Source organism: Loktanella sp. R86503 (assembly GCF_042466455.1).
Taxonomy (GTDB): domain Bacteria; phylum Pseudomonadota; class Alphaproteobacteria; order Rhodobacterales; family Rhodobacteraceae; genus Loktanella.
Map to the genome: position 1 here is coordinate 1570962 of NZ_JAXHCI010000002.1, position 14686 is coordinate 1585647.

Genomic DNA, 14686 nt, shown 5'->3' on the forward strand with positions numbered 1-14686 from the left:
CCGTCACGGTCCGGATGCGTCCGGCTCACATGCAAACTGCCTGTGATCGCGCAGCAAAGGGCAGGGACCATGCGGGGCCTAGCCCGGAATGCCTGCCGCGAAATGCTTGGACAGTTTAAGCCCCTGTCCTTGATAGTTCGATTTGATCCCGGCACCATAAAGCGCCTCGGGATGGGACGACATATGTTCGTAAACCAGCCGTCCCACGGTTTGCCCGTGCTCCAGCACAAAGGGCGCCTCGTGGCAGCGCACCTCTAGCACGCCGCGCGATCCGGTGCCGCCAGCAGCGGCCCAGCCGAAACCGGGATCAAAGAAGCCGGCGTAATGCACCCGAAATTCCCCCACCATTGCCAGATAGGGGGCCATTTCGGCGGCCTGCATCGGCGGGATTGCAATCGATTCGCGGCTGACCAGAATATAGAACGCGCCGGGATCAAGGATGATCCAGCCGGTGTCTGTATGGACCTCTTCCCAGTAATCCGCGGGGGCGTAGTGGTTCAGCTTGGACAGATCCACGACACCCGTATGCGGTTTGGCCCGGTAGCCGATCAGCGTGCCCTGCGCGGGGCGCAGGTCAACGGAAAAGCCAAGGCCGTCGGATATCTGCGGCGTCGAATTCACGATAGGGGTCTGCGCATGCAGCGCCAGCAATTCCGGATCGCTCATCAAGGTCTGGCCTTGGCGAAAGATGATCTGGTTCAGCATCTGCCCCGGCTGGGCGACCACGGAAAAACTGCGCGGACAAATCTCGACGTAAAGGGGGCCGGTGTAGCCTTCGGGCACACGGTCAAAGGCTTCGCCCCGGTCGGTGATGATGCGTGTCAGCAGATCAAGCCGCCCGATGGACGATTTGGCGCTGGCGGCGGCGGTCATGCCTGCAGGCAGATCCAATCGTTCACGCAGCGGCACGACATAGACGCAGCCTTTTTCCAGGACCGCACCGCCTGCCAGCGGCACCGCATGCATGGTGAAATCCTGCAGGCGTTCGGTCACAGTCCGGTTGCGCCCGGTCAAAAAGGACGCGCGCACACGGTAGGCAACATCGCCAAGGCGCAGGTCAAGGGATGCGGGCTGGATCTGGCCGTCATCAAAGGGAACATCGGCGGCAATCGCACCGCTTGCGATCAACTGGGCGATCTGGTGATCGGCCAAGACGCCTTTTGCAAATGTAGTCATGCGCGATCCCCCAAGCATCAGATAGCAAAACGCCCGCGGCACAGGTGCCAGCGGGCGGTTTGTTTGGTCGGGCTAGCAGGACTCGAACCTGCGACCTTCCGTCCCCCAGACGGACGCGCTACCAGGCTGCGCTATAGCCCGACTGAGGGCTGTTTACCCGATACGGTGCAGAGGGCAAGAGGCGAATTGCGCCAAAGCCCCGGTTATTTTCACCCCGCCGTCATCCGGCTGTGCAGTTGTGCCAAACGGGCCAGCACGGGGGCAATTTTTGTCGCGGATCGCGCCAGTGCCGCGCGATCGGCGCAGGCGAGGTCCTGCAGGACACGCGACGCCGCCGCCGGGCGCGGGGCGGGAACGGGTGGCAGGTCCGGCAGTGGGCGGGATGCGGCGGCCGGCATGGTATGGGGGGGAATCGCCGTCTGAAGCGACACGATGTTCGGCTGCGCGATGCTTTCAAGCGCGACATCCTGCTGCGCGGGGGCGTCATGATCGGGCTCATCGGTGGCAGGCGGTGTCGCGATCGGTTGCGGCTCTGGCAGGGACTGCGACCGAGGTTCGATTTCGGGCACCGTTTCATCTGCCGGCACGCTGTTGGCGACCAGATCGATTATATCACCGCCATCTGCCAGATCGCTGGACGAATCGAACGTCTGATCTGTGTCGGCCATGCTCATCACAGCCTTTAGCCCGCTGTCGCGCAGCACCTTTTGCGCGCCTTTGATCGTCAGGCCCTGATCGTGCAGCAGCACTTTGATCCCACCCAGCAAGGCGACATCATCCGGTCGGTAATACCGCCGGCCGCCAGCGCGTTTGACGGGTTTGACTTGGGTGAATTTGCTTTCCCAGAACCGAAGCACATGGGCCGGGGTGTCCAGACTTTCTGCAACTTCGGAAATCGTGCGAAAGGCATCAGGAGCCTTGGCCAATGGGACGTCCCTTATGGTTTGTTGCCCGCTGCAACCTTGTCTTTCATCAGGTGGCTGGGACGGAATGTCAGCACCCGGCGCGGATGGATCGGCACTTCTTCGCCCGTCTTGGGGTTACGGCCAATCCGCGCTGCCTTATCTCGGATCGAGAATGTGCCGAAAGACGAAATCTTGACCGATTCGCCGGCAACCAGTGCATTGGACACTTCTTGCAAAACACTTTCGACCAGCTCTGCGCTTTCATTGCGCGACAGGCCAACCTGCGTGTGGACTGCATCAGCCAAGTCCATGCGCGTCAATGTTTTATCAGTCATGTCATCCCCCAAGATTTGAAGAACCTTACGGTCGCGGCAAATTAAATGTCAATAAAAAGCCAGCGCAGGTCGATCTGCTTTCGGTTGAAAAACCTACCAGCGCAGGACCACAGCGCCCCAGGCCAGACCGCCGCCGATGGCTTCGGTCACCAGCAGATCGCCGCGCTTGATCTGGCCGCGGGCAACGCCGACGGACAGCGCCAGCGGAATCGACGCAGCAGACGTGTTGCCGTGATCCTGCACCGTGACCACAACGCGGTCCATGCCAACGCCCAGCTTTTTCGCGGTGGATTGAATGATGCGGATGTTGGCCTGATGCGGCACGACCCAGTCGACATCATCCGCGCCCAGACCCGCCTTTTGCAAGGCCGCATCGGCGGTCAAAGCCAGCTTTTCGACGGCGTGGCGAAAAACTTCCTTGCCTTCCATACGCAATTTGCCCGTGTTCTGTGTGGCGACGCCGCCATCGACATACAGCAGATCGCGGTAGCGGCCGTCGCTGTTCAGGTCGGTGGACAGAACGCCGCGATCCGTCGCAGTGCCGGTCCCGTCTTCGGCGGCAAGCACAAGCGCGCCGGCACCATCACCGAACAGAACGCAGGTGCTGCGGTCGGTCCAGTCCATGATGCGGCTGAATGTTTCAGCGCCGATCACCAGCACGCGGTCCGCTTGACCCGATACGATCAGCGCATTGGCCTGCGCCAGCGCGTAAACGAATCCCGCGCAAACCGCCTGCACATCAAAGGCATAGCCGCGGGTGTTGCCAATGGCGGCCTGCACCATGGTCGCGGCGGACGGAAAGGTCATATCCGCGGTCGAGGTCGCCAAAACGATGGCGTCGATCTGTTCGGCGTCTATTCCCGCATCCGTCAGAGCAGCCTTTGCGGCGCGGGTGGCAAGTTCGGATGTGGTCTGGCCGTCGGCGGCAAAGTGGCGCCGTTCGATCCCGGACCGGCTGCGAATCCATTCGTCCGAAGTTTCAAGGGTTTCGGCAAACCATGCGTTTGGGACGATACGTTCAGGCAGGTAGTGCCCGACGCCTTGAACGACTGCGCGGCGCATGTTCACTGTTCCTTTTCGGATGGGGCGGCACGGTCCTGTTCATGCGGCAAGGATGAAGCCAGCCGAGAGGCAAGCCGGTCGGAAAAGTGCTGATCCGCCAGCCGGTGCGCAAGCGAAATGGCAGCAGCAACGCCCGTGGCATCGGCTGATCCGTGGCTTTTGATAACGGTTTTGGTTAGGCCCAGAAAGACCCCGCCATTCACGCGGCGTGGATCGATTCGCTTTTGCAGCGACCGCAGCGCGCCGCGCGCCAGCAAGGCACCCAGCATCGACAGCGGCGATCCTTTCAGCGATTCGCGCATGAAATCGGAAATAAGCTTGGCGATGCCTTCGCCGGTTTTCAGCGCGACATTGCCCGTAAAGCCGTCAGTAACGATGACATCGCAAACATCGCCGGGCAGATCGCCGCCTTCGACGAAACCCACGTATTCGAAATCGCCCTTGGGCGCAGAGGCGCTGATCAGCTCGTGCGCGACTTTCAATTCGGCGCGGCCTTTGTGCTCCTCGGTGCCGACATTCAGCAGGCCGACGCGGGGGCGTTTGAGGTCAAAGGCGTTGCGGGCATAGGATGTGCCCATCAGCGCATAGATCAGCAGATCATCCTGATCGGCGCGAATATCGGCACCCGCATCCAGCATGACGTTAAAGCCCTGCTTGTTCCGAGAGGGCCACAGGCAGGCAATCGCGGGGCGGTTCACGCCGTCGATCTTGCGCAGGCGCAGCATCGACATCGCCATCAGCCCGCCGGTATTGCCGCAGGATACGACAACGCCTGCCTCGCCGGTGCGCACAGCCTCGATCGCTGACCACATGGATGTGGCCTTGCCATGGCGCACAACGTGGCTTGGCTTATCGTGCATCGTGACGACATCGCTGGCGTCGCGCAGGACGACCTTGTCTGTCAGACCGTGTTTGGCCAGCAGGGGCGTCAGTTCCTTGGCACGGCCATGCAGTATGACCTGCGTGTCCGGGTTCTTTTTCAGAAACAGGGAAAGGCCCGCAACAACCGTTGCAGGCCCGTTATCGCCGCCCATGGCGTCGATCGACAAAACGCGAGAGCCATCCACACCTGGCAGGGCCGTCCCTGTATCAAGCATGGTTATGCCTCTCTGTTCGTTTTGGTCGCCGGTGTTTGGCTTACGCCGCGTCTTCGTCAAGCTCGACTGCGTCAGCAGTGATCACTTCGCGAGTCGCGTAGTGGCCGCAGGACGGGCAGATGTGGTGAGGGCGCTTTTCTTCACCGCAGTTCGTGCAGTTGTTCGGGTTCGCACCGGAAAGCGAATCGTGTGCACGACGCATGTTGCGGCGGGATTTGGAGACTTTATTCTGCTGGACGGCCATGTCGCAACCTATCTGTTAACTGAGGGGCGCGAATGGCCCGTGATTTGGTGATCTCGCGGCGGTCCTATGTCATCAGGGCCGCCCTGTCGAGGGGGGTAAACAAGAGGCCGCGAACATACTGCGAAAGCATGTTTGTGCAACCCTTTTGTAACAGCGGTCTTACGCGTTGTTTTCGCCGCTGTCATCCGCGTCTTTTTCCAGCTGCGCGCGCAGTGCGCCCAGACCGGCGAATGGTTTCGCATCATCGTCCGTCATCGGCGCGATGCCTTCGGCTGCGGCTAGCACCTGGCCCAGCTCTGCGCCTTGGGCGCGGGGAAAGGCGGGCAGGGCAAGGCTTAGCGCCTCGATCATGACAGCGCCCAGATCAAGCGTCTGCGGCAGCGGCTCTACCGCGTCATCTTCTGGCATTTCGGCCTCTGCCCCGTCGGGATAGGCAAAGTCGCGGGCGTAGACGCGGCGGACATCTTCGTCCAGGCGCGTGGTCACATGTGCGAGAGTGGCAACGCAAGGCTGCACCACCGTAGCCCCCAGTTTGGCGGTCAGCTGCCAGTCACCGCGGCCCAGCGGTGTGATTTCCCCGGCAAAGACCAGCTTTTTCACGGCAGGAATATCAAAGTAGGCAGCAATCGCGCTGCGCTCTTCTTGTGTTGGCATCAGATCAAAGGTGCTGGCGTGGCGGTTGGTCAGATCGGCCAGCCGCAGGATTTTCGTCGGCAATTCAGGTGCGTCGGTCATCGGGCGGTTCCATTCTTGAACAAGGGGCGTCGCATGTTGTAGGTGAGTTAAAAGGCGTATCGCGCCAAGGCAAGGGCCGCAGGGCCATCGGTTACGAGGAAGAGCGCGCCATGATGAACGGATCTAACGCTGGGTTTCGCAGTCTTATCATCGGATGCGGGCTGGCCTTTGCTGTCGCCTGCTCTCCGATTGTGCGCAATTACGGCTATGTGCCGACCGACAGCGAACTGGCGGCCGTGACGGTCGGTTTCGATACGCGCGACACCATCACCGCAAACTTTGGCCCCGCAACAACAACCGGCACCATCGGTGACAGCGCGTTCTATTATGTGCAAAGCCGTTTTGAGACGCTTGGGCCGGGCGCGCCGGTTGAAAAGGACCGACAGGTCGTGGCGATCAGCTTCAGCAATGCGGGCACCGTGTCGAATATCGAACGCTTTACCCTACAGGATGGCAATGTCGTCACCCTGTCGCGCCGCGTGACAGAAGACAGCGTTGCGAACAACACCTTCCTGCGGCAGCTGCTGGGCAGCGTTGGCCGGTTCAACGCCGAGGATCTGATCAGCGAATAACGCCTTATCGGCGACTTTTGCAGAAGGGGCCGCCGTGTTGCGGCCCCTTTTTCGTGGCAGTCAGGTTCAGGCGTCCGGCTTGAAGGTCATTGCCACGCCGTTCATGCAATAGCGCAGACCTGTCGGCGCCGGCCCGTCGGGAAAAACATGGCCCAAGTGCCCTTCGCAGCGGGCGCAATGCACTTCGGTGCGGCGCATGAAAAGCGACCGGTCTTCCTTTTCGCCCACAGCGTCGGTGTCGATGGGGGCATAGAAAGACGGCCAGCCGGTGCCGGATTCGAATTTGGTGTCCTGATCGAACAGCGGATGGCCGCAGGCCTTGCAGGCAAAGATGCCTGGCTCCTTTGGGAAATTGTCATGGGTGCCGGCGCGTTCCGTGCCGTGCTTGCGCAGCACCTTAAAAGCCTCTGGCGACAATTCCGCTTTCCATTCCGCTTCGGTTTTGGTGATCTTGTCCATCTGTGTCATCTTTCCTGCATACTTCTCGTTTGTCATGTAGGGCGGAGGCGATGGCTCGCCAAGGAGATGGGTTGCGTGACGGTATCGTTCCACAAAGGACGCCTTGGTGTGCGGCTTGCGCGCACACCGGATGATCTGGCGGCCTGCCAGGCGCTGCGCCATGCTTGTTTCTTTGCCGCCAGAGGCGTGGATGCGGATGCCTATGATGCGCTGTGCCGGCATGTGATGATCGGCGGCGACGACGGATTGGTCGGCACCTGCCGCGTGATGGTCCTGCCGGACGGTGCGGCCCTGGGGGCCAGTTATACGGCCAGCGCCTATGATCTGACGCCTTTGGCAGGCTACGGCCGCCCGGTGATAGAGGTCGGCCGCTTTTGCGCAGCCCCGGGGGCCAGCGCGGATGTCTTGCGACTGGCGTGGGGGGCATTGACGGGAATCGTCGATGCCGAAGGGGCCGGTTTGTTGATCGGCTGTTCCAGTTTCCCCGGTGCCGTGCCTGAACGGCACGCAGAGGCGCTTGCGCTGCTGGGAAAGTATCATCGCGGCCCCGCGGCGCAACTGCCGCGCGTAAAGGCAGCGCAGACCCTGCCGCTGACCGGACCCGTGCCGGATCGCCGCGCCGCGCTGTCAGGTTTGCCGCCCTTGCTGCGCAGTTATCTGAACCTTGGCGGGTGGGTCGGTGATCACGCGGTGGTCGATCCGGTCATGGATACGGTGCATGTCTTTACCGCGCTGAGCGTGGATGCGGTGCCGGCCGCGCGGGCGCGGGCGTTGCGGGCCCTGGCGGGGTAGAGCTGCCTCCGGCGGGAGTTTTCTGGCCAGATGAAAGCCGGGCCGCGTCCCTGTGTCGCTTGCCCCTGCCTGTGGGCGGGCTTAGGTTGCGCGGCGATAACAGGAGTTTCTTGCATGGCCACCAAACCCCGCAGTATTTTCGAAGAGGTCGGCACCTCGCAAAAGCAGATCGCTACGCCCGGCGGGATCGACAAGCGCGGGCAAGGTGCGCGCGGTGCGATCCGGGGCTGGCTGATGGTGCTTTTTGCATTGCTGGCGGTGATGATTGCCGTGGGCGGTCTGACGCGGCTGACGGATTCGGGGCTGTCGATCACTGAATGGGCGCCCGTGACGGGAGCTATGCCGCCGCTGGATGATGCGACGTGGCAGTCAGAGTTTGCGAAATATCAAGCCAGCCCAGAATATCAGTTGCAGAACACCGGCATGAGCATGGCCGAGTTCAAGACGATTTATTGGTGGGAATGGGGGCACCGGCAGCTGGGCCGGGTGATCGGTCTGGTCTGGGCCTTTGGTTTCTTTGGCTTTCTTGCTGCACGCAAGATCCCGGCGGGGTGGACCGGACGGCTGTTTTTCATTGGCGCACTTGGCGGGCTGCAAGGCGCGATTGGCTGGTGGATGGTGTCATCAGGGCTTGAAGGTGCGCGCACGGATGTGGCGTCGTATCGGCTGGCGACCCATCTGGGGCTGGCCTTTGTCATCTTTGGTTTCATCACGTGGTACATTTTGAAAATTGGCCGCCGATCACCTGATTTGCTGGTGGCGCGACGGGCCGGGGATGCGCGGCTGTGGACGCTTGGCACTGCGTTGATGGTGCTCGCTTTTGTGCAGATCGTGCTGGGGGCGCTGGTGGCTGGCATTGATGCGGGCCGCGCCTATCCCGACTGGCCGCTGATGGCGGGCGGATTCTTGCCCCCTGATATGTGGCAGCTGACGCCCGCTTGGCGGAACCTGTTCGAAAATGAGGGGACGGTGCAGTTCATCCATCGCATGATGGGTTACATCCTGTTTACCTATGGTCTGTTCGTTTGGTGGCGCAGCCGCCGCAGCGCGAACCGGCGTACGCGCAGCGCCTATGCCATGATGATGGCGATGATGGTGGCGCAGATGGTACTGGGCATCGCGACCGTGATGACCATGGCGGCACCGCATGTGGCTATCGTTCACCAGATTGGCGCGGTCGTTCTGTGGGTTCTGATCCTGCGTGCGCGGTTTTTGTCCCGCTACCCCTTGCCGCAATCCGTCAGAGAGGCGTGAGTATGAGTGACTATAGTGATTTGATAGATTTCGTGCACGAGACGGAAGCGCTGGCGCAGGTCGCGGGCCGGTTGGGCTGGGATCAGGAGACGATGATGCCGAGCGGCGCGGTCGAGCAGCGGGCAGAGGAACATGGGGCCATGGCCTCTGTCCTGCATGCGCGGCGGATTGATCCGCGTATCGGCGGCTGGCTGCAAACCGCGGTAGCCGAGGATGATGTGGCCGCGGCGCAGATCCGGCACATCCGCCGCAGTTTCGAGCGGACGGCCAAGGTGCCGGCGCAGCTTGCCTCTGCCATTGCGCGAGAAACCAGCCGGGCGCACCGGATCTGGGCGCAGGCCCGCGCTGACGAGGATGTCGCGGCCTTTTTGCCTGCGCTGGACAAGGTGCTGCAGCTGAAGCGCGAGGAAGCGCAGGCGATTGCCGGCGGCGCTGATGCCTATGACGCGATGCTGGATGATTACGAGCCCGGTGCCACGGCAGCGCAGCTGTCGGCTATGTTTGGCGCGATGCGCCCGCGCCTTGTGGCGTTGCGCGGGGCGATCCGGGACAAGGCACCGGCACCGGTGCTGCGCGGCACCTTCCCCGAAGGTGAGCAGATGGCACTGACCCGCGATTTGGCACTGGCCTTTGGCTATGATCTGAACAATGGCCGCATCGATAAGGCGCTGCATCCGTTTTCCTCTGGCTCTGGTCTGGATGTGCGGATCACTACGCGGACCAATGAAAACGATCCGTTCAACTGCTTTTATTCTACGATCCACGAGGTCGGGCATGCCTGTTACGAGCAGAACATCGACCGTAATTACCTGCTGACGCCGCTGGGTGCTGGTGTGTCCATGGGTGTGCATGAAAGCCAGAGCCGGATTTACGAGAATCAGATCGGGCGCAGCCGTGCCTTTACCGGCTGGTTGTTTGGTCAGATGAAGGACCGCTTTGGCGATTTCGGGATTGCTTCGGCGGATGATTTCTTTGCCTGCGTGAACCGCGTGGCTGACGGTTTCATCCGGACCGAGGCCGACGAGGTGCAGTATAACCTGCATGTGTTGCTGCGCTTTGATTTGGAGCAGGCGCTGGTATCGGGCGACCTGCTGGTCGGCGATCTGGAGGCGGCGTGGAATGACCGTTTCGCCAGCGATTTCGGCTTTGCTGTCGATCGGCCGTCCAACGGTGTTCTGCAGGATGTGCATTGGTCCGAAGGTCTGTTCGGTTATTTCCCGACCTATTCGCTGGGCAATGTTTACGCAGGGTGTCTGCATGCCGCATTGCGATCCGATGTGCCTGATCTGGATGATGATCTGGCGGGGGGAGATACGTCCCGGGCAACAGGGTGGCTGCGGAGCAAGGTGCAGTGCCATGGTGGGTTGTATACGCCGCGCGATCTGATTGCGGATGCCTCTGGCGGGGCACCGACCGAAGGGCCGTTGCTGGACTATCTGGAAGCGAAATTCGGGGCAATTTACGGGCTCTAGGTGGATGGGCGCGGGTGTCTTGGCTGCTTTGGAGCCGGTTGTCTGGGTGACGCGCTGAAGGCGTGGTTTGGGCGGCGCCCTGCGGGGGCGCTGCCCCCCGGCTTCGCCGTCCCCCGGGATATTTGTGACCAGAAGAAGGGCGTATGCGCGAAGATGGCTTGGGGGGCTGTTTGTTGCGATGCCAGTGGCTTCGTCGGTTATTCTGGAGGGCGCGCTGGTTTAGGCAGGCCAGTTTGGCGGGCGTTTTGACAGGAAGGCATCGATGCCTTCGGCGGTTGCCTCCAGCCCCATGTTTTCCACCATCACATCACCGGTGAAGCCATAGGCCTGCGCTGTGCTCATCTGGGATTGGGCGTAGAAGGCAGCTTTGCCGATGCGCAGGGCGGCGGGCAGTTTTTGCGCAATACTTGTCGCAAGGGCGCGGGTTTCGGCATCAAGGTTTTCTGCGCTGGCGGTGCGGTTGATTAAACCTTGGTGTTGCGCTTCTGATGCGTGCAAAAAGCGGCCTGTGGTCAGCATTTCGAACGCCATCTTGGCAGAAATGTTGCGGGTCAGGGCGACCATGGGGGTGGAACAGAACAGGCCGATATTCACGCCATTGACGCCGAAGCGGGCGCTGTCTTCGGCGACGGCCAGATCGCATGTGGCAACGAGCTGGCATCCTGCGGCTGCGGCAAGGCCGTGGACCTGCGCGATAACGGGTTGGGGCAGGGATTGGATGCGCATCATCAGCGCGGCGCACTGATCGAACAGGGCTTTGAGGCCAGCGGCCCCTTTGTCAGGCTGGGCCCGCAGGCTGCGCAGTTCATTCAGGTCGTGGCCTGCGCAAAAGGCCCGACCTGCGCCGCGCAGGATGACCACGCGAATGTTCGCATCAGCGGCGAGCGTATCAAAAGCGTCGTGCAGGGCCTGCAGCATATCGGTGGATAGCGCGTTCAGCCGGTCCGGTGCGGTCATCGTCAAGGTTGCGATATGCGCATCGTCATGTCTGGTCAGGATTGTCATGGGCACCCCTATGCGGTTGTCTGGTGTAAGGTTAGGGCAGGGAGGCCGCTTTTGGAACTGAAGATGGATATTGCCGCGCTTGAAGCGTTTCTGGAGGAGGCGTTTCCGCAGGTCGCGGCGGATTTCGGGATCGAGCAGCTTGACGCAAGCGGGCTGTGTATGCGGCTGAAGGTGGCGGATCGGCATTTGCGGCCTGGTGGTACGATTTCGGGGCCAAGCATGTTCGCGCTGGCGGATGTCGCGGTTTATCTGGCCATCCTGTCGCGGCTTGGGCCGGTGGCGCTGGCGGTGACGACCAATTGCAGCATCGATTTCATGCGCAAGCCGGCCAGCGGTGTCGATCTTTTGTGCGCCTGTCGTCTGCTGAAACTGGGCCGGCAATTGGCGGTCGGAGATGTATTGATACATTCCGAAGGTCTGGATCAGCCCGTCGCCCGGGCCAGCCTGACCTATGCCATTCCGCCAAGCTGATGGATCAACGAAAAAAGGCCAGCCCGCAGGCTGGCCAAGTCGCTCGGGGTCGTCTCATTCAGCGCTGAAAAAAGGCCTTATCGGCTTCGCGGCGCGCTTGTCCCGGGGTCATGCCGATGTCACGCAGGGTATGCGGTTCAGCTTTTGCAAGCGCTTTGCGGGTTTTTCGGCGCATGTCCCAGACGGTCACGGCAACGGCAGCCATCACGCAAAACTGGGCCAGCTTGGGCAAGGATGCCTGGCTGTTCAGAAGCGAGAGTTGTGCGGCGTGCAGTGCGACGGCCATGGGATCATTCCTTAAATTGTATTGACACAAGATAGCGTTTTGCTATGGTGTAAGGGGTACAATGCGAAAATGGGGGCGTCCAGAAAATGATTGTATCGGATACAAAGTGGACGCCAGAGTTATCGCTTGGCGGCGCGCGGTCGAAATACGAGGCTTTGGCCCATGCGATCCGCGAAGGGGTGTTGTCTGGGCAGCTTCCGCCCGGTTCCCAATTGCCGCCGGTGCGGGATCTGGCGTTTCGCGTCGGGGTGACGCCGGGCACTGTGGCGCGGGCGTATCGGGTTCTGATCGACGATCGTATTTTGGTTGCCGGCGTCGGGCGCGGCACGTTTGTGGCGGACCGCCCCGCGCATGTCCCGCCGGGCCTGACAGAGGATATCGCCCAGAACATGGCACCGTCGCTGCTGGCGGATTTTCATATCGAACAGATCGCGCCGGGGTATCTGGTCAGCCCGCGGATGCCGGATATGGGGCAGGCGGCGCTGATGGCACGGGTTCTGGCCGAGGTTGCAGCGCAGCCCGAACAGCTGCTGATGCGCTATCCCAGCCGCACCACGGATGCGGCTGCCCGGGCGGCGTTTCACGCCGTGCTGGACACGCAGGCGGTCGGGCCCGCAAATATCGAAGATATCGTGCTGTCCCATGGTGGTCAGAACGCGGTGGTGATGATCATGCAGACCGTCCTGCATGGACCTTCACCGGTGATCCTGGTGGACGAGTTGAGCTATAACGGGTTTCGCAGCGCGGCAGAGCTGTGCCGTGCCGAAGTTTATTCCGTGCCTTGGGATGATGAGGGGCCGGAGGTGGAGGTCTTTGCCCAGCTGGTGCGCCATCACCGGGTTCAGCTGTATTGCACCGCGGCCGAGGTGTGTAACCCGACGACGCGGGCCACGTCACCGGCACGGCGGGCTCAGATCGCCGCGATTGCGCAGCGCCACGGGGTGCATGTGATTGACGACGATTGCTATAGCCGCACGCAGCGCATCGGGCCAAGCTATCGGGCGTTGCTGCCGGAACTGGGGTGGTATGTCACATCGCCGTCGAAGTCCCTGACGCCGGCGCTGCGCATCGGCTTTGTCGTGGCCCCGCAGACCTGCGCACGGGCGCTGGTACGCACGGCGACGGGCCACAGTTTTGGTGTGTCGCAGCTGGTGTGTCATACCTATGCGCATGTCATGGCTGCGCCGGAATTGCCGGGGATCATCGCAGCGGTCACGGGGCGGATTGCGCAGGATGTGGCCAGCGCCGTGCAGGTGCTGGACGGCTACGATCTGGCCTGGGCCGACGGCGCGCCCTTTGTCTGGCTGACCCTGCCGGCCCCCTGGCGGGCCGGTGCCTTTGTCGATGCGGCCAAGTCTTGCGGCATCGTGCTCAAATCGGCCGAGGCCTTTGTGCAGCGTGACAGCCGCATGGTGCATGCGGTCCGGATCGCCGTGAACGGAGAGGTGGGTCATGACGCCTTTCATGCTGCCATGATCCAGTTGCGCGGGCTTCTGGATGCGCCGCCGGCCAGAATCGCAGTGTAAAAGCGCAGATTGCATGGGGTATTATTGTACCTTAATTGCAAGGTGTTGTTTTGGAAAGGTAAATTACGGTTCGGCGCGCTTGACGGTAAGTTTTCTGCGGTTATAACCCGCCCATCCGAATGACGGGTCTGCGAAGGCCCCCGAATTACTCTGGTGAGATATGAAAACCTTTACCGCTACCCCGGCGGATATCGACAAGAAATGGATCATCGTCGACGCTGAAGGCGTCGTCCTTGGCCGTCTTGCATCGATCATCGCCATGCGTCTGCGCGGCAAGCACAAGCCGTCCTTCACGCCGCACATGGATATGGGCGACAATGTTATCGTGATCAACGCTGAAAAAGTGCAGATCACCGGCAACAAGCGCGAAGAAAAGAATTACTGGCACACCGGCCACCCCGGCGGCATCAAGTTCCGCACCACGGGCGAGATCCTGGATGGCAAGCACCCCGAGCGGGTCGTCATGCAGGCCGTCAAGCGCATGCTGCCCGGCGGCAAGCTGAGCCGCCAGCAAATGACCCACCTGCGCGTTTTCGCAGGCACGGAGCATGGCATGGAAGCCCAGAAGCCCGAAGTTCTGGACGTCGCGTCCATGAACAAGAAGAACACGAGGACCGCATAATGGCCGATCAGATCAACTCTCTTGAAGAGCTGGGCAATGCCGTGACTGCCGATATCGGCGGTGTGCAAGGCTCTGAAACTCCGATGGCTGCCCCGCGCGAGCCCGTTCGTGATGCCCATGGCCGCGCCTATGCGACCGGTAAGCGTAAAGACGCTGTTGCACGCGTCTGGATCAAGCCGGGTTCCGGCAAGGTCACCGTGAACGGAAAGGCAATCGACGATTACTTCAGCCGTCCTGTTCTGCAGATGATCCTGAAGCAGCCGTTCCAGATTGCTGGCGTTGTTGGCCAGTTTGACGTGATGGCAACGGTTGCCGGCGGTGGTCTGTCCGGTCAGGCCGGTGCGGTCAAGCACGGCGTGTCTAAGGCACTGCAGTTGTACGATCCGACCCTGCGCGCAGCCCTGAAAGCTGCCGGCTTCCTGACCCGCGACAGCCGCGTCGTCGAGCGTAAGAAGTACGGTAAGGCGAAAGCCCGTAAGAGCTTCCAGTTCTCCAAGCGTTAAGCTTTGGATTTATGGTTTGGGAAAGGGCGGTCCGGTCGGGCCGCCCTTTTTCGTTGCGTGCCGCGGCGAGGGCGGAGGGGGCGCTGCCCCCCGGCCTTTGGCCGTCCCCCGGGATATTTATGACCAGAAGAAGGGCGCAGGTGCGATCCGGGATTGATCTTTTGCGCGGT

General features: G+C 61.6%; 18 protein-coding genes and 1 tRNA gene. 8 read left to right on the forward strand and 11 right to left on the reverse strand.

Annotated elements, in window-relative coordinates; translation table 11 throughout:
- Window positions 1-78: 78 nt before the first annotated feature.
- From SJY10_RS08595 to SJY10_RS08630, 8 genes are all read right to left on the reverse strand, one after another.
- The gene (locus SJY10_RS08595) at window positions 79-1176 is read right to left on the reverse strand and encodes a 2'-deoxycytidine 5'-triphosphate deaminase (protein WP_386681563.1); all 1098 of its coding nucleotides are present in this window, start codon (window positions 1174-1176) and stop codon (window positions 79-81) included.
- A 64-nt stretch (window positions 1177-1240) separates the two neighbouring features.
- A tRNA-Pro gene (locus SJY10_RS08600) sits at window positions 1241-1317 on the reverse strand.
- A gap of 68 nt (window positions 1318-1385) precedes the next feature.
- Complete coding sequence (locus tag SJY10_RS08605; RefSeq protein WP_386681566.1) at window positions 1386-2102, reverse strand: MerR family transcriptional regulator; 717 nt, start codon at window positions 2100-2102, stop codon at window positions 1386-1388.
- Window positions 2103-2113: 11 nt separating this feature from the next.
- Window positions 2114-2416, reverse strand: a complete 303-nt coding sequence (ihfA, locus tag SJY10_RS08610) for an integration host factor subunit alpha (RefSeq protein WP_386681569.1) — start codon at window positions 2414-2416, stop codon at window positions 2114-2116.
- A 93-nt stretch (window positions 2417-2509) separates the two neighbouring features.
- A complete protein-coding gene (locus SJY10_RS08615) occupies window positions 2510-3478 on the reverse strand; it encodes a beta-ketoacyl-ACP synthase III (RefSeq protein ID WP_386681571.1) in 969 nt (322 codons plus the stop codon).
- A gap of 2 nt (window positions 3479-3480) precedes the next feature.
- A complete protein-coding gene (plsX, locus tag SJY10_RS08620; RefSeq protein WP_386681573.1) occupies window positions 3481-4575 on the reverse strand; it encodes a phosphate acyltransferase PlsX in 1095 nt (364 codons plus the stop codon).
- A 40-nt stretch (window positions 4576-4615) separates the two neighbouring features.
- Window positions 4616-4819: a 50S ribosomal protein L32 gene (gene rpmF, locus SJY10_RS08625; protein ID WP_386681575.1), complete on the reverse strand. Its 204-nt coding sequence runs from the start codon at window positions 4817-4819 to the stop codon at window positions 4616-4618.
- A 159-nt stretch (window positions 4820-4978) separates the two neighbouring features.
- Window positions 4979-5554, reverse strand: a complete 576-nt coding sequence (locus SJY10_RS08630; RefSeq protein WP_386681577.1) for a YceD family protein — start codon at window positions 5552-5554, stop codon at window positions 4979-4981.
- 110 nt (window positions 5555-5664) lie between these two features.
- Here SJY10_RS08630 and SJY10_RS08635 point away from each other — a divergent pair, with 110 nt between their 5' ends.
- Window positions 5665-6126: an outer membrane protein assembly factor BamE gene (locus SJY10_RS08635; protein ID WP_386681579.1), complete on the forward strand. Its 462-nt coding sequence runs from the start codon at window positions 5665-5667 to the stop codon at window positions 6124-6126.
- Between the two features lie 66 nt (window positions 6127-6192).
- On the opposite strand, the gene msrB is transcribed toward SJY10_RS08635, so the two are convergent.
- Complete coding sequence (gene msrB, locus SJY10_RS08640; protein WP_386681581.1) at window positions 6193-6585, reverse strand: peptide-methionine (R)-S-oxide reductase MsrB; 393 nt, start codon at window positions 6583-6585, stop codon at window positions 6193-6195.
- Window positions 6586-6651: 66 nt separating this feature from the next.
- On the opposite strand from msrB, the gene SJY10_RS08645 reads away from it, so the two are divergent.
- The 3 genes from SJY10_RS08645 to SJY10_RS08655 all read left to right on the forward strand — a co-directional run bounded on the left by SJY10_RS08645 (window position 6652) and on the right by SJY10_RS08655 (window position 10103).
- Window positions 6652-7377, forward strand: coding sequence for a GNAT family N-acetyltransferase (locus SJY10_RS08645; RefSeq protein ID WP_386681584.1), 726 nt, complete (start codon window positions 6652-6654; stop codon window positions 7375-7377).
- Window positions 7378-7491: 114 nt separating this feature from the next.
- A complete protein-coding gene (gene ctaA, locus SJY10_RS08650) occupies window positions 7492-8631 on the forward strand; it encodes a heme A synthase (protein ID WP_386681587.1) in 1140 nt (379 codons plus the stop codon).
- Window positions 8632-8633: 2 nt separating this feature from the next.
- Complete coding sequence (locus SJY10_RS08655) at window positions 8634-10103, forward strand: carboxypeptidase M32 (RefSeq protein WP_386681590.1); 1470 nt, start codon at window positions 8634-8636, stop codon at window positions 10101-10103.
- 219 nt (window positions 10104-10322) lie between these two features.
- Here the strand turns inward: SJY10_RS08655 and SJY10_RS08660 are convergent, their stop codons facing one another.
- Window positions 10323-11108: an enoyl-CoA hydratase gene (locus SJY10_RS08660; protein WP_386681592.1), complete on the reverse strand. Its 786-nt coding sequence runs from the start codon at window positions 11106-11108 to the stop codon at window positions 10323-10325.
- Window positions 11109-11159: 51 nt separating this feature from the next.
- Between SJY10_RS08660 and SJY10_RS08665 the strand changes: the two genes are divergently transcribed.
- On the forward strand, window positions 11160-11579 hold the full coding sequence (locus SJY10_RS08665; RefSeq protein WP_386681594.1) for a PaaI family thioesterase: 420 nt from the start codon (window positions 11160-11162) through the stop codon (window positions 11577-11579).
- A 58-nt stretch (window positions 11580-11637) separates the two neighbouring features.
- On the opposite strand, the gene SJY10_RS08670 is transcribed toward SJY10_RS08665, so the two are convergent.
- Entirely contained in the window at window positions 11638-11865 is a 228-nt protein-coding gene (locus SJY10_RS08670) for a DUF1127 domain-containing protein (RefSeq protein WP_386681597.1), read from the reverse strand.
- Window positions 11866-11951: 86 nt separating this feature from the next.
- Between SJY10_RS08670 and SJY10_RS08675 the strand changes: the two genes are divergently transcribed.
- The 3 genes from SJY10_RS08675 to rpsI all read left to right on the forward strand — a co-directional run bounded on the left by SJY10_RS08675 (window position 11952) and on the right by rpsI (window position 14516).
- Complete coding sequence (locus SJY10_RS08675; RefSeq protein ID WP_386681599.1) at window positions 11952-13391, forward strand: PLP-dependent aminotransferase family protein; 1440 nt, start codon at window positions 11952-11954, stop codon at window positions 13389-13391.
- A gap of 160 nt (window positions 13392-13551) precedes the next feature.
- Entirely contained in the window at window positions 13552-14013 is a 462-nt protein-coding gene (gene rplM, locus SJY10_RS08680; RefSeq protein WP_386681601.1) for a 50S ribosomal protein L13, read from the forward strand.
- On the forward strand, window positions 14013-14516 hold the full coding sequence (gene rpsI, locus SJY10_RS08685) for a 30S ribosomal protein S9 (protein ID WP_386681604.1): 504 nt from the start codon (window positions 14013-14015) through the stop codon (window positions 14514-14516). The genes rplM and rpsI overlap by 1 nt, the downstream gene beginning before the upstream one ends.
- Window positions 14517-14686 lie beyond the last annotated feature (170 nt).